A 23,125-nucleotide genomic window follows, 5' to 3' on the forward strand; every position below is an offset into this window, starting at 1 on the left:
GGTCACGACGCCGCCGACGGATAGCCCCACCAGCCCTCGGCCAGGTGCAGCGTCCAGTCCGCGCGGCGCAGCACGGGCATGCCCAGGATGACGTCGAGACGAGGCACGCCCGGTCGTTCCAGCCCCGCGAGCGGGGTGATCACGGCGGTGCTGGGCGGAAAAGCGCGTCCGCCGATCGTGACGCCCGCCATGCGGACGAGTCGCACCTCTCGGCTCGCCCCGCGCGCGTCTCCCGCTTCCGCGTCGCCGAGCGGAGTGAACAGACGCCCGTGCCGGGCCGCGAAGGACTCGTCGACCACCGTGACCTCGGCGCCGGAGTCCCACAGGGCGTCGGTCTCCACGTCGTCCCAGCACGCGCGCACGAACGGGTGGCCGTGGGCGGACCGGACGAGGGGATGCCGCCGGTCGACCGCCTCGTCGCCGTCGAACTCGAGGACGCCCCGACCGAAACGGAGGGCGAGGCGATGGTGCGCGAGCACGTCGAGACCGAGGATGGAACGTGCGGCCGGATGCTCCTCCACGTCGAACGACAGGCCGGGGACGCGCAGATCGCCGACGGTCACGACCTCGGCCTCGACCTGCCGGGTGGCGCCGCCCGGGGCGAATGCGCCTCTACCGCCGGGGCGTTCCCGCGCGACCGTCGAGGACGACGCGGGGAGATCATCGGCGCGGAGACCGCTCGTGGCGCCTCCCGTGTCGAGGATCAGGGTTCGCGACGTGCCGTCGATGTCGACGAGGACCGGACCGTCGCGGCGTCGGCGAGCTCGGCATCCGGGATCACCTCGATCGCCACGGAGGTCGTCATCGTCCCACCCTACGGACCGGCGTCGTCACGGCCCGAGCAGCGAGCGGATGTCATCGGCGTCCAGCGACGCCGCGAACGCCTCTCCGTCATCGATCACGGCGTCGAACAACGCGGCCTTGCGGCGCTGGAGGGCGCGAACCTTCTCCTCCACCGTGCCGGCGGCGATGAGCCGGTAGACGAACACGCTCCGCGTCTGCCCGATGCGGTGGGCGCGATCGACGGCCTGGTTCTCGGCCGCGGGGTTCCACCACGGGTCCAGCAAGAACACGTATTCCGCCTCGACGAGGGTCAGCCCGAACCCGCCCGCCTTGAGGCTGATGAGGAAGACGGGCGCGTCGCCCTCGCGGAACCCCTCGACCACCTCGCCCCGCCGCGCGGTGCTGCCGTCGAGGTGCGCGTACGCCAGGCCGGCGGCATCCAGGCGTTCCGCCGCGAGGTCGAGGAACGAGGTGAACTGACTGAACACCAGCGCGCGGTGCCCCTCGGCAGCCACTTCGACCAGACGATCCAGCAGGACGTCGAGCTTCGCCGAACCCAGGTGCGCGTCGCGTTCGTCGACCAGGCCCGGTGCGAGGGCGAGCATGCGCAGCAGCGTCAGCGACCGGAACACGATGAACCGCTGTCGATCGAGATCGTCGAGCAGCCCCAGCACCTTCTGCCGCTCGCGTTGCAGCACCCGGTCGTACACCTCCTGATGGGCCGGCGCGAGAGGCACCACGATCTCCTGCTCCTGCTTGGGAGGCAGATCGGATGCCACGACGTCCTTGGTGCGGCGCAGCAGGAACGGGCGCACGCGGCGACGCAGCCGCGCGAGCGTCTTGTCGCGGTGCGCGCTCGCTGCGGCGGCGGAGAGCGCCGTGGGCTGATCGGTCGGCAGCTGTTCGATCGCCCGGGTGTAGTCCTCGCGGAACTGCCGGATCGAGGGGAAGAGCCCCGGCGCGGTCAGCGACAGCAGCGCCCAGAGGTCGTCGAGGCCGTTCTCGATGGGCGTCCCCGTCGCGGCGAACACGGCGTCGGTGGACAGGCCCGCGATCGCCCGATGGATGCGGGTGGCCGGGTTCTTGGCGAACTGCGCCTCGTCGAGGACGACCCCCGACCAGTGCGGCGCGGCGAACTCCGCGGCATCCGCCCGGACGATGCCGTAGGAGGCGACCACGACGTCGGCCGCGGACGCGATCGCGGCGACCGTGCGCTCGCGCCGCACCGCGGTGGCCTCGACCACGCTCACCCGGAGCCCGGGGGCGAAGCGCGCCGCCTCGTCGCGCCACGTGGGCAGCACCGACGTCGGTGCCACCACCAGCCACGGGCGTTCGTCGCCGCGAGCGCGGGTGTGCGCGATGAGGGCCAGCAGCTGCAGCGTCTTGCCGAGGCCCATGTCGTCGGCCAGGATCCCGCCGAGCCGGTGCCCGTGCAGCAGCGCGAGCCACGACAGGCCCTCCCTCTGGTAGGGCCGCAGCACGGCGCGGAAGTCCGGCGGCGTCGACACCGCGGGGACCTGATCCACGTCGTGCAACGCCCGGGCGAGACCGCGCCACTCCACCGCGGCCTCGGACTGATCGGCGAGGTCCTCGAACTCCGCCCACAGAGCGAGGTGCGTGCGCGGCAGGCGAGGACCGGTCTCCCACTCGTCGAGGGCCGCGGCCTCGTCGAGCAGATCGCGCAGACGCTGCAGCGATGGGTGGGCGAGGGAGAACCACGCCCCGTCCGAGAGCTTGATGCGTGTGCGGCCGCGCGACAGCGCCGAGAACAGCGTGCCGAACGGGATCGCGCGTCCGTCGATGGTGACCACGATCCCCAGGTCGAACCAGTCGCGATCGACGGACTCCACCGCGGTGATGCGCAGGTGGGGGTCTCCGCGCAGCTCGCGGAACGTCGGAACGGTGCCGCTCGTGCGCACGCGCACCTCGTCGACGACGTCGACGGCCGGCAGTACACGCGTCGTGAACGCCGCCGCATCGGCGTCGAGCAGACGCGCGCGCCCGACGACGGGGAGATCGGATGCCGCCATCCACGCCGTCTCGAAACGTTCGCCGATCTGCGCCTCGGCGCGCGCGTCGCGCTCGGCGAGGGCGGGACCGACGTCGGCAGCCGGCGCCCCGCCCGGTCGCCCGGCATCCGGACCCTCGCCGTCATAGGCGAAGCGGAGGGAGCCGGGGTACACCCACTCCAGGCGGTACGAGACGTCGTCATCGGTGTAGCCGACCGTCACCTCGAGCGTCGGGCGGGGCGCGGGCGGTGCGGGGACGCCGGCGCCCACCGACAGCGGGGCGCGGCGCGCGAGCCGCGGGTAGGCCTCGGCGAGGAACTCCCCCGCGTCCGTGCGCGCGATCTCGACCCCGTCGGTGCCGAGCAGGGCGGGCAGGGGCGCCGGCAGCGCCACGGGCGCCAGCACGATCGGCACGGGATCGCGGTCGAGCGCGAAGGCGAACATCCCCGAGCCCCCGAGGGGTCGGACGTGTGCGGCCGCGACGGGCGCGCCGTCGAGCGAGACGTCGGCCGACAGGCGCAGTGCTCCCCCGACCTCGGCGTCGATCGCCACGCGGGCCTCGGCCCCGGCGGCGAGGCGCACGCTCTGCTGCGCATGCATCGCGGTCAGCGGGATGCCGAGCTCCGCCGCCGCGGCCAGGTGCGGCCAGAGCAGTGGGGAATCGACCGTGTCGAGTGCGATCGTGTCACCGGGCGCGGCGAAGGGCCCCGTCGTGCGCATCGCCTGGGCGAGGGCGTGCAGCTCGGCGAACCAGCGCACATGCGCCGGATCGAAGCGGCCGGAGGACCGACGGACCATGTCCCACGTGGCATCCGCTCGGATCCAGGCGTCGCGGGCGCCGCGCACGAGCGGACGGGCGACGAGCTGCAGGTCGTCCTGCCGTCGGGCCAGCAGGCGTGGTGTCACCGGGACGACGGCACGAGCTTCCCACCGGGCCGGGTCGTAGGCCTCGCGCTGGCGCAGCTCGATGCCCAGGGCGAGGGCGTCGAACGACGCGCGCTCGGCCCCGGGGATGAGGTCACGCCACGAGCTCATATACCCACTCTGCCTCGAACCCACCCGACCCGCGAACGCCGCGACGCGGCCGCGGACGAGATGTCGGGGCCGCGTCGACGTTCGTGGGGCGGGGTCAGGACGAGCGGGCGATCCGGGCCAGCACGCCGTGCACGAACGAACCGGAGTCGTCGGTGGAGAACTCCTTCGCCAGCTCGACGGCCTCGTCGATCGCGACGGCGGTGGGCACCTCGTCGTTGTAGAGGATCTCCCACGTGCCGATCCGCAGCAGCGCCCGGTCGACGGCCGGCATTCGCTGCAGCGACCAGTCCTTGGCGAACGTGGTGATCTGCTCGTCGATCGCATCGCGGTTGTCGATCACGCCGTCGACGATGTCGCGAGCGTACAGCCACGAGGCCTGACGGTCGGGCTCGGAGGCCGCGCGCTTGGCCTCGGTGGCCAGCATCACGGGCAGCTCCTCGCCGCGCACGTCGGCCTGGAACAGGATGTCGAGGGCGCGCTTGCGCGCCTTGGTACGAGCACTCATTCTGTCGGGATCGAGACGTCAGCTGATGCGGCCGAGGTACTCGCCCGTGCGAGTGTCGACCTTGATCTTGGTGCCGGTCTCGAGGAACAGCGGAACCTGCATCTCGTAACCGGTCTCGACGGTGGCGGGCTTGGTGCCGGCCGACGAGCGGTCGCCCTGCAGACCGGGCTCGGTGTACGTCACCTCGAGGATGACCGACGGCGGCAGCTCGATGTAGAGCGGGTTGCCGTTGTTCAGCGCGATCTGCACCTGCTGGTTCTCGAGCAGGAAGTTCGCCGCGTCGCCGACGGTCGCGGCTCCCACGGTGATCTGGTCGTAGTCGGCGACGTCCATGAAGACGAAGCCTTCGCCGTCGTTGTAGAGGTAGGTGAAGTCGCGACGGTCGACATTCTCGAGGTCGATCTTGGCGCCGGCGTTGAACGTGCGGTCGACGACCTTGCCGCTCATGACGTTCTTGAGCTTGGTGCGCACGAAGGCGCCGCCCTTGCCGGGCTTGACGTGCTGGAACTCCACGACGCTCCAGAGCTGACCGTCGATGTTCAGGACGACGCCGTTCTTGATGTCTGCGGTGGATGCCATGAGTGCCGATATTCCGTTTCGTGAGTCGAAGTGGGCGAGAGCCCGACGTCAGAGTCTACGTGATGAGCGGGCTCAGCCGTCGGCGCGGCCCGAGATGACCTCCACGAGCAGGTCGACGGCTCGCGCGTATCCGGGCACGCCCTCGCCGATCACGTGCACCGCGGCGACGTTCTCGATGTATGAGAAGTGCCGGAACGCCTCACGCTCCTTGATGTTCGAGATGTGCACCTCGGCGACGGGGAGATCGACGGATGCCAGGGCGTCGCGCAGCGCGACGGAGGTGTGTGTGTACCCCCCGGCATTGATGACGATGCCCGCGCAGTCGAGCCGGGCGGCGTGGATCGCGTCGATGAGGACGCCCTCGTGGTTGCTTTGGATCGCGCGGACCTCGAGGCCGTGCCGGCCGGCGGCCTCGGCCGTCACGCGTTCGACGTCGGCGAGGGTGTCGCGGCCGTAGATCTCGGGCTGACGGGTGCCGAGGAGGTTCAGGTTGGGGCCGTTGACGAGGAGCAGTCGGCGGGGCGTGGTCATGTCCCGCACGCTATCAGCGGCCTCCGTTGCGCTCGTCCGACGGGAGCGTCGGCCGGCCGGCCCGGGCCGTGTCACAGTGTGCGAAGCGACCGGCTCATCGCGAGCTCGTCGCCGATGGGGCTCGTGAAGGTCTCGCCCGTCGGCACGAAGCCGGCGCGGCGGTAGACGGCCTGGGCCCGGGCGTTGTCGACGTGCACGTCGAGCGAGAGCGTCTCGAATCCCTGATCGGCGCTCCAACGCGCCGCGGCGTCGAGCAGGGCGTCGATCGCGCCGGATCCGCGATGTGCGGGATCGACGTAGACCCCCACGACGTCGGCGCGTCCCGTGGTGAGTCGTCGCCCGGTGTGGTCGACGTCGCCCGCGCGCCGGACGAGCACCGTGCACGTGCCGATCCACGTGTCGGCGCTCTCGGCTACGAACATCGCGGCGGAGTCGCCGTCGGCGCCGCCCGCCGCTCGCTCGTCCCAGAACGCCTGGTCCCGCTCGAGCTCCTGGTCGTAGGTCGTGAGGAACGCGATGGATGCCGCCGGGTCGCCGACCGCGCGCAGCCGCAGCTCACGGACGCGTCCGCCCTCCCCCGCGCGCACGCGGCGCACGGAGGTGGTCACGCACCGACCTCCTGGTAGGCCGCGAACAGCAGCGACTCGTCGGGTGCCTGCAGCACGGTGGGCCGCGCCAGGTCGTCGAGCACGATGAAGCGCAGCATGCTCCCGCGGCTCTTCTTGTCGCGCTGCATCGTCGCCTTCAGCGTCTGGAACGCCCCGGCGCGGTAGGTCGTCGGCAGCCCCAGCGACTCGAGCACGGTGCGGTGCCGCTGCGCGACGTCGTCCGACAGGCGCCCGGCGAGGCGCGACAGCTCGGCGGCGAACACCATGCCCACCGAGATCGCCGCCCCGTGACGCCAGCGGTAGCGCTCGGCATGCTCGATGGCGTGGCCGAGGGTGTGCCCGTAGTTCAACACCTCGCGAAGGCCCGCCTCGCGCAGGTCTTCCCCGACGACGCGCGCCTTCATGTCGATCGCGAGCTCGACGCAGCGGCGGAACGCGTCGCCCTTCGGATCGACGATGCCCGTCGGGTCGGCCTCGATGAGGTCGAGGATCTCGGGATGCCAGATGAAGCCCGCCTTGACCACTTCGGCGAAGCCGGCGGTCGCCTCGTTCTTCGAGAGGGTGTCGAGCAGGTCGAGGTCGCAGACCACGGCCACGGGCGGCCAGAACGCACCGACCAGGTTCTTGCCTTCGGCGGTGTTGATGCCGGTCTTCCCGCCCACGGCGGCGTCGACCATGCCCAGAACGGTGGTCGGGACCTGCACGAGGGCGACCCCGCGCAACCAGGTCGCCGCGACGAAGCCCGCGAGGTCGGTCACGGCTCCCCCGCCGAAACCGACCACGACGTCGGTGCGCGTGAAGTCGGCTTGGCCCATGACCTGCCAGCAGAACGCGGCGACCTCGACGCGCTTGCCCTGCTCGGCATCGGGGATCTCGGCCAGCAGTACCTGGCGATCGCCCACCAGCTGCGCGCGCAGAGCCTCGGCCTGCGCAGCAAGGGTGGGTGGGTGCACCACGAGCACCTTCCGGGCGGCGGCGGGCAGCTTCTCGCCCAGCGCGGCCAACAGGCCCCGGCCGATCGTGATGTCGTAGCCGGGGTCGCCGGCGACGCTGATCGTGGTGGTGTCGCTCATGATGTCTCCTGGGCCGGGACGCTCTGCGCCCAGGCCACGATGTCGTCGACGACGCGGGACAGGGGCCCCGACGACGTGTCGATGGTGATGTCGGCCGTGGCCTCGTAGACGGGGCGCCGCTCGTCGTAGATGCGCCGCCAGCGTTCGACGGGGTCTTCGCCCCCGAGGAGGGGCCGATCGTCGCCGTGGATACGGGATGCCACCACGTGCGGCGCTACGGTGAGCAGGACGACGCGATGCGCGGTGAGGCGTTCCCGCGTCGCGGGGTCGAGCACCGCTCCCCCGCCGAGCGCGACGACGCCCCCGCGGCCCAGCGCCTCGACGACCGCGTCGCGTTCGAGCGCGCGGAAGTGCGCTTCGCCGTGGACGAGGAACAGGTCTCGGATCGGCCCGTGCTCGCGCACGACGAGCTTGTCGGTGTCGGTGAAGGGGGTGCCGAGGGCGCGAGCGACGCGGCGCCCCACGCTGGTTTTCCCGGCGCCCATCGGACCGATGAGCACGACGGCCGAACCGGTCCCGGTCACCGGCGTACGGTCGTCGGCTCCGGCGGGAGCCTGCTCAGGCGAGGTCATGCGCGAGAAGCGCGGCGTCCGACGCGTCGGTCGTGCGCAGGGTCTCGGGCAGGTTCGCGAGGTACGACTCGAGGTTGCGGCGGGTCTCGGCGACGTTGTCGCCCCCGAACTTCTCGAGCACGGCATCCGCGAGGGTCACCGCGACCATGGCTTCCGCGACGACGCCCGACGCGGGCACCGCGCAGACGTCCGAGCGCTGGTGGTGCGCGGCGGCGGTGTCGCCGGTGGCGACGTCGACCGTGCGCAGGGCCTTGGGGATCGTCGCGATCGGCTTCATGCCGGCGCGTACGCGCAGCACGGTGCCGGTCGACATGCCGCCCTCGGTGCCGCCGGCACGGTCGGACGATCGGGTGATGCCGTCTTCGGTGGCGAACAGCTCGTCGTGCGCCTGAGAACCGCGGCGCGTCGTGGTGAGGAAGCCGTCGCCGACCTCGACGCCCTTGATGGCCTGGATGCTCATGAGCGCCTGGGCGAGGCGGGCGTCCAGACGGCGGTCCCACTGCACGTGCGAGCCGAGCCCCGGGGGCAGGCCGTACGCGAGCACCTCGACGATGCCGCCGAGCGTGTCGCCCGCCTTCTTCGCGTCGTCGACCTCGGCGACCATCGCCGCACTGGTGTCGGCGTGGAAGCACCGCAACGGATCGGCGTCGAGCCGGTCGACGTCGTCGGGCGTGGGCAGTTCGGCGTCGTCGGGCACGCGCACGGGACCGATCGAGAGCGTGTGGCTGACCAGGCGGATGCCGAGCTCGCTGAGGAACGAACGGGCCACGGCGCCCAGGGCGACGCGTGCTGCGGTCTCGCGGGCGGAAGCGCGCTCGAGGATGGGGCGGGCCTCGTCGAAGCCGTACTTCTGCATGCCGACGAGGTCGGCGTGGCCGGGGCGGGGGCGCGTGAGCGCGGCTCCGCGTCCGCGGGAGCGGTCGGACAGCTCGACGGGCTCGGGGCTCATGACCTCGGTCCACTTCGGCCACTCGGTGTTGCCGATGCGCAGGGCGATCGGGCTGCCGATCGTGAAGCCGTGCACGATGCCCGTCGACAGCGTCAGCTCGTCTTCTTCGAACTTCATGCGCGAGCCGCGACCGTACCCGAGTCGACGGCGCGCCAGTTCGGCGCGGATCTGGGCCGAGGAGACCGGGACACCGGCCGGCATCCCCTCCATGAGGGCGATCAGTTCGGGGCCGTGGGACTCGCCGGCGGTGAAGACGCGAAGCATTCGTCTAGTCTCCCACGAGCGCGATGCGCATTGCGGCCAGCACCTCGTCCTCGTGGACGAGTGGCTGCGCAGGGTCACCGGCGACGAAGACGCGCACCTGCAGCAGTGCCTGGTGCAGCAGCATCGTGAGCCCGTCGTGCGCGGCCACCCCGGCGCTCTCCCAGGCCCGCGCCAGAGGTGTGGGCCAGCCGCCGTAGACGACGTCGACGAGGGGCCCGGACGTGGACGCCAGCGCCCCCGCGAGGGCGCCGAGGTCGGTGCCGCCGGGCAGGGCGGCGATGGTGGTGTCGACCTGGACGGGATCGGGCGCGTCGAGAGGCGCGGTCCGCACCGCGACGCCCAGGAGCGCCCCCAGCTCGGCGAGGGCCGCTGCCGCTTCGGGGCGCCGAGCCCGTACCTCCACCTCGACCGCTCCGGCGCGGGCCGCCGAGACGAGGGCCGAGGTCGCCGTCGCTCCCGCACCCAGCACGCGCACGCGCTCGGGTCGGCGTACGCCGACCTCGTCGAGGGCGCGGGCGAGTCCGCCCACGTCGGTGTTGAAGCCGTGGGCTCCCCCGTCGGTCAGCAGGTAGGTGTTGACGGCGCCGGTCAGTCGCGCGTCATCGTCGAGGGTGGTGGCCCGGGCGGCCGCGACGTGCTTCAACGGCATCGTCAACGACAGGCCGCGCCAGGTGGCATCCAACCCGTCGACCTCCGCGGCGAAGGTCGCCTCGTCGACGCGTCGCCGTCCGTACTCCCAGTCGAGTCCGAGCACGCCGTACGCGGCGGCGTGCAGCCGGGGCGACCGCGAATGCGCGATCGGGTCGCCCCAGACGGCCAACCGGGTGGCGTCGGTCAGCATCCGCCGTCGGGGTTCTCGCGACACCACGCACGGAACTGGTCCACGGCCTTCAACTGGTCGGCGTAGGTCGTCGAGAACACCGTCTCGCCGGTGGCGAGGTTGACGGTGGTGAAGTAGTACCACGAGCCGTCCACCGGCTTCATCGCCGCGTCGATCGCGAGATCGCCGGGGTTGGCGATGGGCCCGATCGGCAGACCCGGGCGCACGTAGGTGTTCCACGGGTTGTCGCTGGTGAGCGCGTTCTCGGACGACGACGACGACCCGGCATCCAGTTCTCCCGCGCCGTACTGGGCGGTCGAGTCCATCTGCAGCAGGCCGTGGGTCTCGGTGTTGTCGGGCTGGAGGCGGTTCTCGATCACTCGCGAGACCTTGTAGAAGTCCTCGCTGCTGCGCGCCTCGCGTTCGATGATCGACGCGACGATGAGGATGCGCTCCCGGTCGGACTCCGGGACCCCCGCGGCGTCGAGCGACTGGATGGTGCGCTGCACCATGCGTTCGATGACCTGCTGGGCGGTGACGCCCTCGTCGAAGTCGTAGGTCGCCGGGAAGATCCACCCCTCGAGCGTCGAGGCGGGCACGCCGTACACCGACGGGTCGGCGGCGGCGGCGTCGAGATCGGCGCGCGGGATGCTCAGCTGCTCGGAGATGACGTCGAGCGACTGCGTCAGGGTGAGCCCCTCGCGCAGCTGCACGGAGTAGTCCAGACGGCTCGCGGGGTCGCGGAGAGCGGCCAGGACCGCCTCCGACGTCATCTGCTGCTGCAGCTTGTAGACGCCCGGCTGGAAGGTGAAGGCGACGGAGTTGTCGACCATGTACTTGTAGAGCGAATTCGAGGCCTTCGTGATGCCGGCCTCGAACAGCTTCGGTGAGACGGACTCCCCCGTGTCGCCCGAGACGATGGTGACGCGGGCCTCGCCCGTGGCCTGCCCCGCCTCGTAGTCGAGGGGCTCGCCGTTGCCCAAGAACGCCTGGATGCGATCGCCGTAGGTGTTCCAGACGACCATGCCGCCCGCGGCGATGCCGCCGAGCAGCACCAGGACCACGGCGAGGGCGATCCAGCCGCCGACGCGACGGCGCTTCTTGGGGGCGCGGGGCGCGGCGTGGCCGATCTCGTGGGTCGTGGTCTGGCCGGTGAAGAGGTCTTCGAGCGACCCGGAGGCCATGCCGGCGGCACCCGGAGCGGGGCGTCCGGCCGTCGCGGAACCGATCAGCGCCGGCTGCGCCTCGCGCGAGACGTCGTCGATCGTCGCCGACGCGCTCGTCCGGCGGGGTCCGGGCGCGGATGCTCCGCCGTCGCGTGCGACGTCCGAGGATGAGGCGGATGCCGTGGCTGCGGCCGCGTCGGTGGCTCGCGGCGCGGACGCGGGCTCGGTGGCGCGGGGCGCCGGGGTGGGTGCGGCGGTGCGCGGCGCGGGCTCGGCGGCACGCGGCGCGGGCATGCGCTCCGCGGCGCGGGTGGGCTCCGGCGCGGAGGTCTCCTCCGGCGCGCGTCGCGCCGCGTCGAACCGGGGCGCCGGGGCGGCGGCACCGTCCGGGGCGGGGGCCGCGGCGACGGCGGGTGTCGTGTCGGTCGGGCCGGTCTGCGCGCGGCGCGCCTCACGAGCAGCGCGACGCGAGGGCGGAGCGGCGTCGGCCGAATCGTCGGCCGCGCGCGCGCCGCTGCGCGGGTCGGGCAGGCGACCGTACAGGTCGGCGAACGGATCGCTCTCGGGGGGCTGGTTCTCGGGCATGTCAGGCGGGCTCCTGTCCCGGTGATACGGCGGGTCCGGCCGGCTCGCCGGACTGTCGCTCCACGTCGAGCGCCTGCTGCAGCAGCACCACAGCGGCGACTTGATCCACAATGCTACGAGAGTCGCGCTGGGAACGACCTGCCTCCCGCAGCACGCCGTGCGCCGACACGGTGCTCAGTCGCTCGTCGACCAGCCGCACCGGTATGGGCAGAGCGGATGCGAGCTGCTCGGCGAATCTCCGTGCATCGGTGGTCGACGGGGTGTCCTCCCCGCGGAGGTTGAGCGGCAGACCCACCAGCACCTCGAACGCCTCGTACTCGGCCGCCAGTGCGGCGATCCGGCGCACCGGCTCGCCTTTGCGCGGCACCGTCTCGACGGGCACGGCCAGCACGCCGTCCGGGTCCGAGCGGGCGACGCCCACGCGGGCGCGCCCGACGTCGATCCCCAGACGGATGCCGCGTCGGAACTCCGTCACGCGGTCGTCGCCCGCACGTCGGCGACGATGCCGTCGAGCGCCTGCGGCAGGGCCGCGGCATCCGTTCCGCCTCCCTGCGCGACGTCGGGACGACCGCCGCCGCCGCCGCCGAGCACGGCGGCTGCGGCCTTCGCGAGGGCACCGGCGGCGAGACCGCGCTCGCGTGCCGCGTCGTTCGTGACGACGACGACCGTCGCGCGGCCGCCGGCGACCGAACCGAGGGCGACGACCGCGGGGTCGCTGCCGAGGCGGTCGCGCACCTGCAGGGCCAGGGAGCGCACGTCGTCGGCCGAGGCGCCCTCGCCGAGGCTCTGCGCCACGACCTTGACGGTGCCGACGGCCACCGCCGACTCCACCAGCTGCGGCAGGCGGCCGGTGAGGGCCTGTGCCTCGAAGGCGGCGATCTTCTTCTCGGCGGCCTTGAGGCTCGCGGCGAGCTCGGCGATGCGGTTGGTCAACTGCTCGCGCGGTGTCTTGAGCGACGTCGACAGCTGCGAGACGATCGCGCGCTCCGCGGCGAGGTCACGGAAGGCGTCGAGGCCGACGAGCGCCTCCACGCGTCGGTTCGAGGCGCCGACCGACTGCTCGCCCACGAGGTTCACGAGGCCGATCTCGGCGCTGCGCGCGACGTGCGTGCCGCCGCAGAGCTCGCGCGACCACGGGCCGCCGATGTCGACCATGCGCACGGTGTCGCCGTACTTCTCGCCGAACAGGGCCATGGCGCCCGCGGCCTTCGCCTCGTCGAGCGACATCACGCGCGTGGTGACCTCGAGGTTGTCGCGGACGGCGTTGTTGGCGATGTCCTCGATCTCGGTGCGGGTCTCGGGAGAGAGCGCCGAGCCCCAGCTGAAGTCGAAGCGCATGTAGCCGGCACGGTTGAGCGACCCGGTCTGCGTCGCGGTCTTGCCGAGAGTGTCGCGGATCGCCGCGTGCACGAGGTGCGTGGCGGTGTGCGCCTGCTGCGCCGCGTGGCGGTTGAGTCCGTCGACGACGGTGGTGGCGGGTGCGCCCACGGCGACCTCACCGGTGGTCACCTCGACCGTGTGGCTGACCAGACCCGGCACGGGACGTTGCACGTCGAGCACCTCGAGCTCGTAACCCGGGCCCACGATGACGCCCTTGTCGGCGACCTGGCCGCCGGATTCTGCGTAGAGGGCGGTCTCGGACAGGATGACCTCGGCGATCTGACCCTCCGAGGCGCGGTCGGTCCCCTGCCCCTGGACCAGGATGCCGAGGACTTTCGACTCGGTCTGCAGCTCGGTGTATCCGGTGAACACGGTCTCGCCGAGCGCGCGGAACTCGCGGTACGCGCTCTGGTCGGCGATGGCACCCTTGCGGGCACGCGCATCGGCCTTGGCACGCGTGCGCTGCTCCAGCATGAGCTGGTCGAACGCGCCGCGGTCGACCGACAGCCCGGCCTCTTCGGCGATCTCGAGCGTGAGGTCGATCGGGAAGCCGTACGTGTCGTGCAGTAGGAACGCCTCGGAGCCCGACAGCGTCGTGCCGCCGCCGGTCTTGGCCTCGGCGACCGACTGGTCGAGGATCGCGGAGCCGGCCGCGAGGGTGCGGAGGAACGTCTGCTCCTCGGCGATCGCGTAGGCCGAGAGACGGGCGTAGTCGGTCTCGACCTCGGGGTACGACTCCTTCATCGCGTCGCGCGAGGCCGCGAACAGCTCGGGGAAGGTCGCGCCCTCGACGCCGAGCAGGCGCATCGAGCGGATCGCGCGACGCATGATGCGCCGCAGGATGTAGCCGCGGCCCTCGTTCGAGGGGGTCACTCCGTCGGCGAGCAGCATGAGCGAGGACCGCACGTGGTCGGCGACGATGCGCAGGCGCACGTCGTCCTCGTGCGACTCGGCTCCGTACGCCTTGCCGGCCAGCTTCGCCGCCAGGTCGAGCACGGGGCGCACCTGGTCGGTCTCGTACATGTTGTCGACGCCCTGCTTGATGAACGCGATGCGTTCGAGGCCCATGCCGGTGTCGATGTTCTTCGCGGGGAGCTCTCCGACGATGTCGAAGTCGTACTTCGAGCGCACGTTCGTGATCTCGTACTGCATGAACACGAGGTTCCAGATCTCCACGTACCGGTCGTCGTCGGTCGCGGGACCGCCGTCGATGCCGTAGTCCGGACCGCGGTCGAAGAAGATCTCCGAGCAGGGGCCCGCGGGGCCGGGAAGGCCCGTCGACCAGTAGTTCGTGTCCTTCCCGAGGCGCTGGATGCGCTCGTCGGGCAGGGTGCTGAGCTTCAGCCAGAGGTCGCGAGCCTCGTCGTCCTCCTCGTAGACGGTGACCCAGAGGTCCTTCGGGTCGAAGGCCAGGCCGCCCTCGGACTCGGGCGCGGTCAACAGTTCCCAGGCGAAGCGGATCGCGTCTTCCTTGAAGTAGTCGCCGAACGACCAGTTGCCGAGCATCTGGAAGAACGTGCCGTGCCGCGGTGTCTTGCCGACCTCTTCGATGTCGTTGGTGCGGATGCACTTCTGCACGTCCGCCGCACGCGGGTAGGGCGGCGGCACGACGCCGCTGAGATACGGGATGAAGGGCACCATGCCCGCCACGGTGAACAGCAGGGCCGGGTCGTCGGTGACGAGCGAGGCCGAGGGGACGATCGTGTGGTTCTTCTTCTCGAAGAAGTCGAGGAAGCGCTGGGCGATCTCGGCGGTTTTCATGGCGGGTCTTTCCGTGCGCGTGCGGTGGCCGACCCCGGGTCATCGGGGGCCGGATGCCGGGGAGGTCAGTCGGTCGAGGATGCCGCGGTCTTCGCGGAGGCGGCGGCGTCGCCGATCGCCTCGGAGGCCCGGTCGACCGCGGAGGCGGCGACGCCCTTGGCGTCGTCGATGATCTCCGACAGGCGGGTCTCCTGCTGGTGGTAGGCGTCGCTCATGTGGTCGGTGAACTCCCCGATCCGCGAATCGAGCTGGGCGAGCAACTCCTGACCGCGGGGGTCCTTGTTGACGAGATGCGCGGCGACGAATCCGCCGGCGATCCCCAGCGCGAACCAGAAGAGGCTTTTCACGATCACGACTTCTTCCTCGAGGCGACGCCGCGGTCGCGGCATCCTTCATCGTAGGCGACGGCCCCCGTGCCTCGTGCAAGAGACCTGTGGATGCCGACTCCCCGGAGTCCACCGCGTACCGGACGCGACCGCACACCCGCGTGGGCGCCGACCGGGGCAGCAGGACCGGCACCTCTGCGTGCGATTACCGCGGGTGGTCGGTGGCTCGGTGAGGGGCGGCATTCTGGGGCGAGCGAGCGCGTGGCGTCTTCGTTCGTTTGGCGCGGGTGGTCGGTGGCTCAGCGGGAGCCGGCGATCCGGGGCGAACGAGCGCGCGGCGTCTTCATTCGGGTTGCCGCGGGTGGTCGGTGGCTCGGTGAGGGGCGGCGTTCTGGGGCGAGCGAGCGCGTGGCCTTTTCGTTCATTTGCCGCAGATGGGCGGTGAGGCCGGGCATGATCCGCTGTCTCGGGCAATCGAACGGGGCGCGATCGATGTTCGCCGCACACGGCAGCGTCAGCTCGACAGGCCGCCAACGGCCCCGGAAGCGTCAAGGGGCCGCGCGTGAGCGCGACCCGGACGGCAGAGAGTCGCGCGAGAGCGCACCCCAGACGACAGAGGGCCGCGCGAGAGCGCGACCCGGACGACGGAGGGCAGCGCGAGAGCGCGACCCGGACGACGGAGGGCAGCGCGAGAGCGCGTCCTGAAACCGCGAAGGGCGCCGGGAGAACCCGACGCCCTTCTCTGCTCGCTGGGATCAGCGGGCGGCGTAGTACTCGACGACGAGCTGCACGTCACACGTGACGGGCACCTCGGCGCGCTTGGGGCGACGCACGAGCTTCGCCTGCAGCGTCGAGAGGTCGACCTCGAGGTAGCCCGGGACGGGGGGCAGCACTTCGGCGTGCCCGCCGGCGGCGGCGACCTGGAAGGGCTCGAGACCCTCGCTCTTGGGCTTGACGTGGATCTGCTGACCCGGCTTCACGCGGAACGACGGGCGGTCCACGAGCTGGCCGTCGACCATGATGTGGCGGTGCACGACGAGCTGACGGGCCTGCGCGGTGGTGCGGGCGAAGCCCGAACGCACGACGAGGGCGTCCAGACGCATCTCGAGCAGCTCGACCAGGTTCTCACCGGTCAGGCCGTCGGTGCGGCGGGCCTCGTTGAACGCGATGCGCAGCTGCTTCTCGCGGATGCCGTACTGCTCGCGCAGACGCTGCTTCTCGCGCAGACGGACGGCGTAGTCGCTGTCGGCCTTGCGCTTGGTGCGACCGTGCTCGCCGGGAGCGTAGGGACGCTTCTCGAGGTAGCGGGCGGCCTTGGGGGTGAGTGCGACGCCGAGGGCGCGCGACAGACGCACCTTGCGGCGGTCCTGAGACTTCGTGGTCACGAAGTTCTCCTTCCGATGACGTGGCCGCGCCTTTCACGGCTCACGGGCGTATCGCCCCCTTCCGCCCGATCCGACGCGCACGCCGGGGCGCGTCGGAAGGTGATCACAGAAAGGAGGGGATGCCCGAAAACCCTGTTTCGAGCCGGTTCATGCTATCAGAGCGCCCCGGGGAACCCCTGCACGCGTCACTTCCCCTCGAGGATGCGTCTGATCTTCTCCAACCGCGCCGATACGTCGCGTTCGGTGCCGTGGGTGGTCGGCTCGTAATACCGGCGCCCGCGGAGTTCGTCGGGAAGGTACTGCTGGGCGACGATGCCGATCTCGCTGTCGTGGGCGTACTTGTATCCCTTGCCGTGTCCGAGCCGCTTGGCGCCCGGGTAGTGGGCGTCGCGCAGGTGCATCGGCACGCGCCCGAACCCGCCGGCTCGCACATCGGCGATCGCGGTGTTGATGGCGTTGTACGCGGCGTTCGACTTGGCCGTGGTCGCGAGGTAGATCGTCGCCTCGGCGAGCGGGATGCGCCCTTCGGGCATACCGATGAAGGCGACGGCGTCTGCGGCGGCCACGGCGATCTGCAGCGCCTGCGGGTCGGCCATGCCGATGTCCTCCGCGGCGGAGATGACCAGTCGGCGCGCGATGAACCGGGGGTCTTCGCCGGCCTCGATCATTCGCGCGAGGTAGTGGATCGCGGCATCCGGGTCGGAGCCGCGCACCGACTTGATGAAGGCGCTGATGACGTCGTAGTGCTCGTCGCCCTGGCGGTCGTAACGGAGCAGAGCGCGATCGACGGCCTGCGCGATGTGGTCGGCCGTGATGACGGGTGGCTCCGTCTCCGTCAGCTCGAACGGGGCCCCGTCGTCGTCATCGTCGTCCTCGTGCCCTCCCGAGCGGGTGACGTCGCTCGGGGATCCCCCGTCGTCGCCCGCGACCGACGCAGCGGCCTCGAGCGCGGTGAGCGCGCGGCGCGCGTCGCCGGATGCCAGTCGCACGAGTGCGGCTCGGGCGTCGTCGTCGAGCACGACGCGTCCGGCGAGACCGCGCGGGTCGGTGACCGCGCGATCGACGAGCGCGCCCAGGTCGTCGTCGCCGAGCGGGCGCAGGGTCAGCAGCAGCGACCGCGACAGCAGGGGCGAGATGACCGAGAACGACGGGTTCTCGGTGGTCGCCGCGATCAGCACCACCCACCCGTTCTCGACGCCGGGGAGGAGGGCGTCCTGCTGCGCCTTGGTGAAGCGGTGGATCTCGTCGAGGAACAGGATGGTGGACTGTCCGTACAGATCGCGCTGCGTCAGTGCCTCCTGCATGACCTCCCGCACGTCTTTCACCCCTGCGGTGATGGCCGAGAGCTCCACGAACCGTCGCCCCGACGAGCGCGCGATGGCCTGAGCCAGGGTCGTCTTGCCGGTGCCGGGCGGACCCCAGAGGATGACGGAGACCGCAGCCCCGGATGCCGAGGAATCGGTGGTGGCGAGGGTGACGAGCGGCGACCCGGGGCGCAGCAGATGCCCCTGACCCGCCACCTCGTCGAGGCTCACCGGGCGCATCCGGACCGCGAGCGGCGTCTGGCCCTGGAACAGCGCGGAGGAGGGTGTCACCCCTCCAGGCTAACCGCGGCCTCCGACACCGGTTCCGAGCGCGGCGGCCCCGCGGACGCCTGCTCGCGGGCTTTGTAGGATCGAGGAGCCCGGTGGCGGGCGGAGGAGGTCGATGTGGCGACGCGCGGGAAAGACCGGCAGACGCGGGAACAACGCGAGCGAGCCCGCGCCTATCAGGTCCGCGTCGCCCTTCACGAGCGTCAGCGCCGCCGTCGCACCCGCGACGACGTGCTCGGCGTCGTCATCGGTCTCATCGTCATCGCCGGGGCGGTCGGTGCGCAGACGGCGTACTTCGTCGCCGGCCCGGGCGCGCCCGCACCGGCGCAGAGCCCGTCTGCGCCCGTGACCGAGTCGCCCGCGTCGCCGACCACAGCTCCGACGACGGCTCCCTGACCCGCCGCCTCGACGGCGGCGAGAAGGTCGACGCCTATCCCCCGCGGTCCACGCACCTGTGGCGGCGCGGCCGCTCGTACTAGGCTCGGAGGGTCCTTCTCCCCCAGGCGGTTCTGCCGCGATGAGGTGCTACCCGTGACTTCCGTTCCCTCCCCCGAGACCTCCGACCCGCGCGACGACGCGAGCACCCCCGAGGTCGATCCCGCCGCGACCGAGATCGCGGCCGACATCACGGATGCCGAGGCGCCCGCGCCTTCGGCCTCCTCCGCGACCGACGAGTCGGCGGATGCCGCGACCCCCGCCGACGAGTCGACGGACGCCGTCGACGCGGCCGAGGCTGCGCCCGAGCCGACTGATGACGCGGCGGGCTCCTCCTCCGATGAGCCCGGCACCGCCGAGGCGGAGACCGCCGACGCCGAGTCCGCCGAACCGGCAGCCGATGCGCCCGAGGCTGCGGACACCCCCGCCGCGCCGCAGCCCGCCGCGCGCCCCGTACCGGGCGCACGCATCCCCGGTCCCCCGCCCGGCGCCACGGCGTCGAAGACGGCGAGCCAGCCCTGGGGTCGCGTCGACGACGAGGGCACGGTCTCGGTCCGAGAGGGCGACGGCTGGCGCGTCGTGGGTCAGTACCCCGACGGCACCCCCGCGGAGGCCCTCGCCTACTTCCAGCGCAAGTTCGCCGACCTGGCCGGCGAGGTGACGCTGCTCGAGACCCGTCATCGTCGCGGCGGAGCCTCGGCATCCGATCTCCGATCGACCGCGAAGACGCTGCGTGCGAAGCTCGACGGAGCCGCCGCGGTCGGCGACCTCGGCGCCCTCCTCGGCCGCGTCGACGCCCTCACGGCCGAGCTCGCCGAGGCGAGCGAGACCGAGGCCGTCGCCAACAAGCAGGCATCCGAGGAGGCGGTGCGCGAGCGCACCGCGATCGTCGAAGAGGCCGAGGCCCTGGCCGCCCGCGATCCGCAGTCGGTGCAGTGGAAGCAGATGACCGCCGACATGGCGGCCCTGTTCGACCGGTGGCAGGCCCATCAGCAGAACGGCCCGCGTCTGTCGAAGTCCACGGCGCAGCAGCTGTGGCGTCGTTTCCGCGACGCCCGTGCGACGGTCGACCGCCACCGGCGGGAGTTCTTCTCGTCGCTCGATGAGACGCACAAGGCCGCCCGCGAGGCGAAGACCCGCCTCGTCGAGCGCGCTGAGGCGCTCGCTCCCCGCGGGGAGGACGGCATCGGGGCGTACCGCGATCTGCTCGATGCCTGGAAGGCTTCGGGCCGCGCGGGCCGCAAGGTCGACGACGCCCTGTGGGCGCGGTTCAAGGCGGCCGGTGACGCGCTGTACGGTGCTCGCATCGAGCGCGAGACGGCTGACGCCGAAGCGTCCAAGGAGAAGATCGAGCAGAAGCGCGCCCTGCTCGAGCAGGCGGCGCCCATCGTCGACGAGAAGAACCTCGCGACGGCCCGTCAGAAGCTCACGGCGATCCAGCGTCAGTGGGACGAGATCGGTCGTATCTTCCCGCGCGACAAGGAGCGCACCCTCGACGACGAGCTCCGCAAGATCGAGCAGTCCGTGCGCACGCGCGAAGACGCTGACTGGAAGCGCAACGATCCGGAGCAGAAGGCGCGTGCGAACGACATGACGCGTCAGCTCACCGACGCGATCGACAAGCTCGAGGCCGAGCTCGCCGAGGCCGAGGCACGCGGAGACAAGCGTGCCGCCGCGCAGGCCTCGGAGGCGCTCGAGGCGCGTCGTACCTGGCTGCGCGCCCTGGGCGGCTGACCAGCTCTCCACAGATCCGACGGTTCGCCGTCAGGGGCGACACCGCTCCGCCACACTGGCGGGATGGTGTCGCCCTTTCTCTTCTTCGCCGACGAAAGACTCTCGCTCGCCGAGCTCACGGCGGCGTGCCTCGACGGGGCGCTCGTTCCTCTGGGCGAGGGCTACATGCCCGCTGACGCGGCGGAGACGAAGTGGATGCGCGCGCGCAGTGTGGCGCCCCTGCTCGGCGATCGGTGGGCAGCCATCCGTCTGACCGCGGCATGGGTGCACGGTGGCATCGCCCAGGAGCCGGCGATCCATCACCTGCAACGCGTCCGCGCCGCCCGTGTCCGCGCGGGATGCGACCTTCGCGCCGTGTTCCACGACGTGCGCCTCCCGGCCGACGACATCATGTCGGTCGCCGGGGTTCCCGTCAGCACCCCCGCGCGGACGCTCGTCGATCTGGCCCGATCCGACGCCCGCGAGGAGATCGCCGCGGCGCGGGCATGGGCGTACCGCGACCCGCTGCTTCGAAGGGATGCCGAGGTCTGGTTCGAGCGGCATCCGCGGTTTCCGCATGTCCACCGCGCCACCCGTCTGCTCCGTGCCGCCGCTGACGCGGGTGCCGTCCCGGCGGAAGGGGCCGGGGCGGATGCCGACGACTGACGCGAGGTCGTCGGGTGGCGGATCCCCGGTCTACGACGAAGTGACGCGGTACACGTCGTACACGGCGTCGATGCGCCGCACGGCATTGAGCACGCGGTCGAGGTGGACGGTGTCGCCCATCTCGAAGACGAACTTGCTCAGCGCGAGTCGATCGTTCGTCGTGGACACCGTCGCGGACAGGATGTTGACGTGGTGCTCGCTGAGCACGCGCGTCACATCGCTCAGCAGGCCGGAGCGGTCGAGAGCCTCGACCTGGATCTGCACCAGGAACACGCTCTTCGTCGTGGGGGCCCACTCGACATCGATGAGACGGTCGGGCTCCTCCTTCAGCGACCGCACGTTGGTGCAGTCGCCCCGGTGCACCGAGACGCCGCTGCCCCGGGTCACGAAGCCGACGATCTCGTCGCCCGGAACCGGCGTGCAGCACTTGGCGAGCTTGACCAGGATGTCGGGCGCTCCACGGACGAGCACACCCGAATCGCCACCGCGCGGTGCGCGGCTGCGGCCCACCGGGATGTCGATCGGTCCGGTGTTGGTCTCCTCGGCGCTGACCAGTGCGGTGACCTTCTCGATCACCGACTGGGTGGAGACGTGCCCCTCGCCCACGGCCGCGTACAGCGCCGAGACGTCCTCGTAGTGGAAACCGCGGGCGACCTCGGTGAAGGAATCCTGGTTCATCAGGCGCTGGAGCGGCAGGTTCTGCCGCCGCATCGCGCGGGCGATGGAGTCCTTACCCTGCTCGATCGCCTCTTCGCGGCGTTCCTTCGTGAACCAGCCGCGGATCTTGTTGCGCGCGCGGGTGCTCTTGACGAATCCGAGCCAGTCCTGGCTGGGGCCGGCGTCGGGGTTCTTCGAGGTGAACACCTCGACGACGTCGCCGCTCTGCAGGGTCGACTCGAGCGGAACGAGGCGGCCGTTGACCTTGGCGCCCATCGTGCGGTGACCGATCTCGGTGTGCACGGCGTAGGCGAAGTCGACCGGAGTCGCCCCGGTCGGAAGGCCGACCACCCGGCCCTTCGGCGTGAAGACGTAGACCTCTTTCGCGCCGATCTCGAAGCGCAGCGAGTCGAGGAACTCCCCCGGGTCGGCGGTTTCGGCCTGCCAGTCGGAGATGTGCGCGATCCATGCCATGTCGGCGTCGACGGCCTTGGCATCCGCCTTGCCGCCCGCCATGCGCTCTTTGTACTTCCAGTGCGCGGCGACACCGAACTCGGCCTGCTGGTGCATCTCGTTCGTGCGGATCTGAATTTCGACGGTACGACCGCCGGGACCGATCACCGTCGTGTGCAGCGACTGATAGAGATTGAATTTGGGCGTGGCGATGTAGTCCTTGAACCGCCCGGGAAGGGGCGTCCATCGCGCGTGGATGGCGCCGAGCACGGCGTAGCAGTCGCGAACCGTGCCGACCAGGATGCGGATGCCGATGAGGTCGTAGATGTCGTCGAACTCGCGGCCGCGTACGACCATCTTCTGGTACACGGAGTACAACTGCTTCGGGCGGCCCATGACCCGACCGCGCACACGGAGTTCGCGCAGATCGGCGTCGACCGCGTCGATCACGTTCTGCACGTACTGCTCGCGCTGCGGGGTGCGCTGCTTCACCAAGCTGTCGATCTCGGCGTACAGCTTGGGATGCATGACCGCGAACGAGAGGTCCTCGAGCTCGCTCTTGATGGCCTGGATGCCGAGACGGTGCGCCAGGGGCGCATAGATCTCCAGCGTCTCGGTGGCCTTCTTCGCGGCCTTGTGCGGGGGCACGAAGCCCCACGTGCGGGCGTTGTGCAGACGGTCGGCGAGTTTGATGAGCAGGACGCGGATGTCTTTCGACATCGCCACGATCATCTTGCGCACCGTCTCGGCCTGAGCGCTGTCGCCGTACTTGACCTTGTCGAGCTTGGTGACCCCGTCGACGAGCATGGCGACCTCGTCGCCGAAGTCGGCCGCGAGCTCATCGAGCGGGTAGCCCGTGTCCTCTACCGTGTCGTGCAGGAGGGCGGCGGCGATCGCCTTCGGTCCGAGCCCCAGCTCGGCGAGGATCTGCGCGACCGCGAGCGGGTGCGTGATGTAGGGCTCGCCGCTCTGGCGCTTCTGACCGTCGTGCGCCTTGTCGGCAACGGCGTATGCGCGCTCGATGATTGCGAGGTCGCCCTTGGGGTGATGCGTACGGACAGTTCGCAGCAGTTTGTCGACGTCGTCGCGGCGGGCGGCGCGCGAGAAGATGCGCGGAACCAGGCGTCGCAGCGATGACGGCGGCGGCGCAGAAGAGGCGGTCTCTGTCATCGTCACCCCTTCCTCACGGCCAGTCGATCAAGTCTACGCTCCCCCGACGTGCCGAAGAGGGCACGTCGGGGGAGCTCACACGCGCACGATGGGCGTACGCGGGGGTGC

At 71.3% G+C, this 23,125-nt stretch carries 20 protein-coding genes; 3 read left to right on the plus strand and 17 right to left on the minus strand.

Translation table 11 applies throughout. The features are described 5' to 3' along the window. Positions 1–2 precede the first annotated feature (2 nt). The 16 genes from AB0N82_RS10975 to AB0N82_RS11050 all read right to left on the minus strand — a co-directional run bounded on the left by AB0N82_RS10975 (position 3) and on the right by AB0N82_RS11050 (position 17,926). On the minus strand, positions 3–563 hold the full coding sequence (locus AB0N82_RS10975) for a retropepsin-like aspartic protease (RefSeq protein ID WP_363391521.1): 561 nt from the start codon (positions 561–563) through the stop codon (positions 3–5). A 267-nt stretch (positions 564–830) separates the two neighbouring features. Continuing rightward, on the minus strand, positions 831–3,827 hold the full coding sequence (locus tag AB0N82_RS10980; RefSeq protein ID WP_363391524.1) for a DEAD/DEAH box helicase: 2,997 nt from the start codon (positions 3,825–3,827) through the stop codon (positions 831–833). Between the two features lie 94 nt (positions 3,828–3,921). Beyond that, on the minus strand, positions 3,922–4,332 hold the full coding sequence (nusB, locus tag AB0N82_RS10985; protein ID WP_298872920.1) for a transcription antitermination factor NusB: 411 nt from the start codon (positions 4,330–4,332) through the stop codon (positions 3,922–3,924). Positions 4,333–4,350: 18 nt separating this feature from the next. After that, positions 4,351–4,911: an elongation factor P gene (gene efp / locus AB0N82_RS10990; protein ID WP_315995754.1), complete on the minus strand. Its 561-nt coding sequence runs from the start codon at positions 4,909–4,911 to the stop codon at positions 4,351–4,353. A gap of 72 nt (positions 4,912–4,983) precedes the next feature. Beyond that, the gene (locus AB0N82_RS10995) at positions 4,984–5,442 is read right to left on the minus strand and encodes a type II 3-dehydroquinate dehydratase (protein WP_363391527.1); all 459 of its coding nucleotides are present in this window, start codon (positions 5,440–5,442) and stop codon (positions 4,984–4,986) included. 71 nt (positions 5,443–5,513) lie between these two features. Further along, positions 5,514–6,050, minus strand: coding sequence for a GNAT family N-acetyltransferase (locus AB0N82_RS11000; RefSeq protein WP_315995752.1), 537 nt, complete (start codon positions 6,048–6,050; stop codon positions 5,514–5,516). After that, positions 6,047–7,123, minus strand: a complete 1,077-nt coding sequence (aroB, locus tag AB0N82_RS11005) for a 3-dehydroquinate synthase (RefSeq protein ID WP_315995751.1) — start codon at positions 7,121–7,123, stop codon at positions 6,047–6,049. Before aroB ends, AB0N82_RS11000 begins: the two co-directional genes overlap by 4 nt. Beyond that, complete coding sequence (locus tag AB0N82_RS11010; RefSeq protein WP_315995904.1) at positions 7,120–7,608, minus strand: shikimate kinase; 489 nt, start codon at positions 7,606–7,608, stop codon at positions 7,120–7,122. Before AB0N82_RS11010 ends, aroB begins: the two co-directional genes overlap by 4 nt. Before the next feature lie 73 nt (positions 7,609–7,681). Continuing rightward, positions 7,682–8,908, minus strand: a complete 1,227-nt coding sequence (gene aroC, locus AB0N82_RS11015; protein ID WP_363391532.1) for a chorismate synthase — start codon at positions 8,906–8,908, stop codon at positions 7,682–7,684. A 4-nt stretch (positions 8,909–8,912) separates the two neighbouring features. After that, positions 8,913–9,749: a shikimate dehydrogenase gene (locus tag AB0N82_RS11020; protein ID WP_363391535.1), complete on the minus strand. Its 837-nt coding sequence runs from the start codon at positions 9,747–9,749 to the stop codon at positions 8,913–8,915. Next, a complete protein-coding gene (mltG, locus tag AB0N82_RS11025) occupies positions 9,743–11,479 on the minus strand; it encodes an endolytic transglycosylase MltG (RefSeq protein ID WP_363391538.1) in 1,737 nt (578 codons plus the stop codon). Before mltG ends, AB0N82_RS11020 begins: the two co-directional genes overlap by 7 nt. A gap of 1 nt (position 11,480) precedes the next feature. Next, complete coding sequence (gene ruvX, locus AB0N82_RS11030) at positions 11,481–11,954, minus strand: Holliday junction resolvase RuvX (protein ID WP_363391541.1); 474 nt, start codon at positions 11,952–11,954, stop codon at positions 11,481–11,483. Next, positions 11,951–14,620, minus strand: a complete 2,670-nt coding sequence (gene alaS / locus AB0N82_RS11035) for an alanine--tRNA ligase (RefSeq protein ID WP_363391544.1) — start codon at positions 14,618–14,620, stop codon at positions 11,951–11,953. Before alaS ends, ruvX begins: the two co-directional genes overlap by 4 nt. A gap of 65 nt (positions 14,621–14,685) precedes the next feature. Next, positions 14,686–14,973: an ATPase gene (locus AB0N82_RS11040; protein WP_315995745.1), complete on the minus strand. Its 288-nt coding sequence runs from the start codon at positions 14,971–14,973 to the stop codon at positions 14,686–14,688. A gap of 728 nt (positions 14,974–15,701) precedes the next feature. After that, on the minus strand, positions 15,702–16,331 hold the full coding sequence (gene rpsD / locus AB0N82_RS11045) for a 30S ribosomal protein S4 (protein WP_076675537.1): 630 nt from the start codon (positions 16,329–16,331) through the stop codon (positions 15,702–15,704). 185 nt (positions 16,332–16,516) lie between these two features. Continuing rightward, positions 16,517–17,926, minus strand: a complete 1,410-nt coding sequence (locus tag AB0N82_RS11050) for a replication-associated recombination protein A (RefSeq protein WP_363391548.1) — start codon at positions 17,924–17,926, stop codon at positions 16,517–16,519. A gap of 114 nt (positions 17,927–18,040) precedes the next feature. Here AB0N82_RS11050 and AB0N82_RS11055 point away from each other — a divergent pair, with 114 nt between their 5' ends. From AB0N82_RS11055 to AB0N82_RS11065, 3 genes are all read left to right on the plus strand, one after another. After that, the gene (locus tag AB0N82_RS11055; RefSeq protein WP_363391551.1) at positions 18,041–18,319 is read left to right on the plus strand and encodes a dioxygenase; all 279 of its coding nucleotides are present in this window, start codon (positions 18,041–18,043) and stop codon (positions 18,317–18,319) included. A gap of 135 nt (positions 18,320–18,454) precedes the next feature. Beyond that, positions 18,455–20,092: a DUF349 domain-containing protein gene (locus AB0N82_RS11060; protein WP_363391554.1), complete on the plus strand. Its 1,638-nt coding sequence runs from the start codon at positions 18,455–18,457 to the stop codon at positions 20,090–20,092. Positions 20,093–20,155: 63 nt separating this feature from the next. Beyond that, a complete protein-coding gene (locus AB0N82_RS11065; protein ID WP_363391557.1) occupies positions 20,156–20,737 on the plus strand; it encodes a type IV toxin-antitoxin system AbiEi family antitoxin in 582 nt (193 codons plus the stop codon). Positions 20,738–20,767: 30 nt separating this feature from the next. On the opposite strand, the gene AB0N82_RS11070 is transcribed toward AB0N82_RS11065, so the two are convergent. Further along, on the minus strand, positions 20,768–23,017 hold the full coding sequence (locus AB0N82_RS11070; RefSeq protein WP_315995740.1) for a bifunctional (p)ppGpp synthetase/guanosine-3',5'-bis(diphosphate) 3'-pyrophosphohydrolase: 2,250 nt from the start codon (positions 23,015–23,017) through the stop codon (positions 20,768–20,770). Between the last annotated feature and the right edge of the window lie 108 nt (positions 23,018–23,125).

The sequence above is a fragment of the Microbacterium sp. NPDC089186 genome, from assembly GCF_040685115.1.
Classification (GTDB): domain Bacteria; phylum Actinomycetota; class Actinomycetes; order Actinomycetales; family Microbacteriaceae; genus Microbacterium; species Microbacterium galbum.